This window comes from Kitasatospora sp. NPDC059747, from assembly GCF_042732955.1.
Classification (GTDB): domain Bacteria; phylum Actinomycetota; class Actinomycetes; order Streptomycetales; family Streptomycetaceae; genus Kitasatospora.
Genome location: NZ_JBHWGV010000281.1, coordinates 1 through 1,391, shown reverse-complemented (window position 1 = coordinate 1,391; position 1,391 = coordinate 1). Strand labels below are relative to the sequence as shown.

Here is a 1,391-nt window from a genome sequence, read left to right as displayed (position 1 = left end):
CCGGGGCGCGCGCGCGCGCGCGCGCCGGGGGTGGGGGTGGCGGCCCGGGTGCCCGTGTCGCCGTCGAGCAGTGCCATCCGGACGGCGGCACGGCCGGCGGTGGTCGCCGCGGCCGGCTCGACGGGACCGCGTCCGGTCGCCGGGCGGCTGCGGGCGGCGCTGCGGGGGCGCCGCCGGCTGCTGATCGCGGCGGGCGTGGTCGCGCTCTGCTCGGCCATCACCGCCGCCGCGGCCACCACGCTCGGACGGGACGCCGGCCGGGCCGCGGCCGACGCCGCGCTGGCGGGCGGCGGGCCGACCGCGCCCGCGGTTCCGACGGTGGTCCCGCTCGCGGCGGTCTCCGGCACGCCCACCGGCACGGGCACGCCGTCACCGGGCGCGCCCACGGCTTCGGGGTCGCCCCTGCCGTCCGTTCCCGGTGCCCCGGTGGGCCCGGTTCCGGCGGGCGGCCCGGGCGGTGCGGGTGCGCCGGGCAGTGCGGGCAGTGCGGGCAGTGCGGGCAGTGCGGGCGGGGCAGGAAGTGCAGGCAGTGCGGGCGGCGCGGGCAGCCCGCCTGACGTCCCCTCCGGATCGAACGCTCCGGCGCGCCCGTCGGCCCCCGAGCCGGCCGCCCCGGCGCCGTCGCCCAGTGCCGTCGCCCCGGGCCCGGCGTACACCCCGGGCCCGGTCACGCCGGGCTACCAGACGGGCGATCAGGGCGGGAACCAGGGCGGCTACCAGCCGTCGACACCACCCGACAAGCCCACGACGGCCCCCAACCCGCCGCCGTACACGGCCGCGCCCCCGCCGCCGCCCCCGGACACCAACGCCGGCAAGCCGCCCGTCCGGCCGCCGTCGGAGGGGGCGACCGGGCTCCCGTCGTACGTCCGGCTGACCAACCGCGGGCTCGCCCTGACCGACAAGGACTCGGGAGTCCAGAACCAGAACCCCGTCATCCAGGCCCTCGACAACAGCCGCGCCTCCGTCTGGCAGCTGGTCACCCGCCAGGACGGCGGCGGCTACTTCCTGAACAACGGCGCCACCCAGTACCAGAGCCGCCTGGACGCCAGCAACGAGACGTCCCAGGCGCAGATATGGGCCTCGCCGACGTACAGCGTGAACCAGGTCTGGTCCTTCATGCCGACGTCCGGCGGCTACCTGCTCGCGCTCACGGGGAGGACCCAGTCCTGCCTGACGGCCAAGGGGCCGAACGTGCCCGCCGTCGTGAGCCAGTGCACGGGCGGCCCCGACCAGGTGTGGGCGGTCGCGGCCGCCTGACCGGACGAACGGACGAACGGACGAACGGACGGACGAACGGACGAACGGACGAACGGACGAAGGCGGGGCCTGCCCGCGGGCCCGGCCATCGCCGCCCTGATAGCGCGGGGTGGGTGCGGGCTCACCCCCGCCGC

Annotated in this window: 1 protein-coding gene; it reads left to right on the top strand. The window is 78.6% G+C overall.

Translation table 11 applies throughout. From position 1 onward, the window contains the following. Positions 1-1,257 (top strand): RICIN domain-containing protein (locus ACFV4G_RS43505; protein ID WP_380449207.1); only part of this gene is annotated, 1,257 nt, incomplete at its 5' end. Between the last annotated feature and the right edge of the window lie 134 nt (positions 1,258-1,391).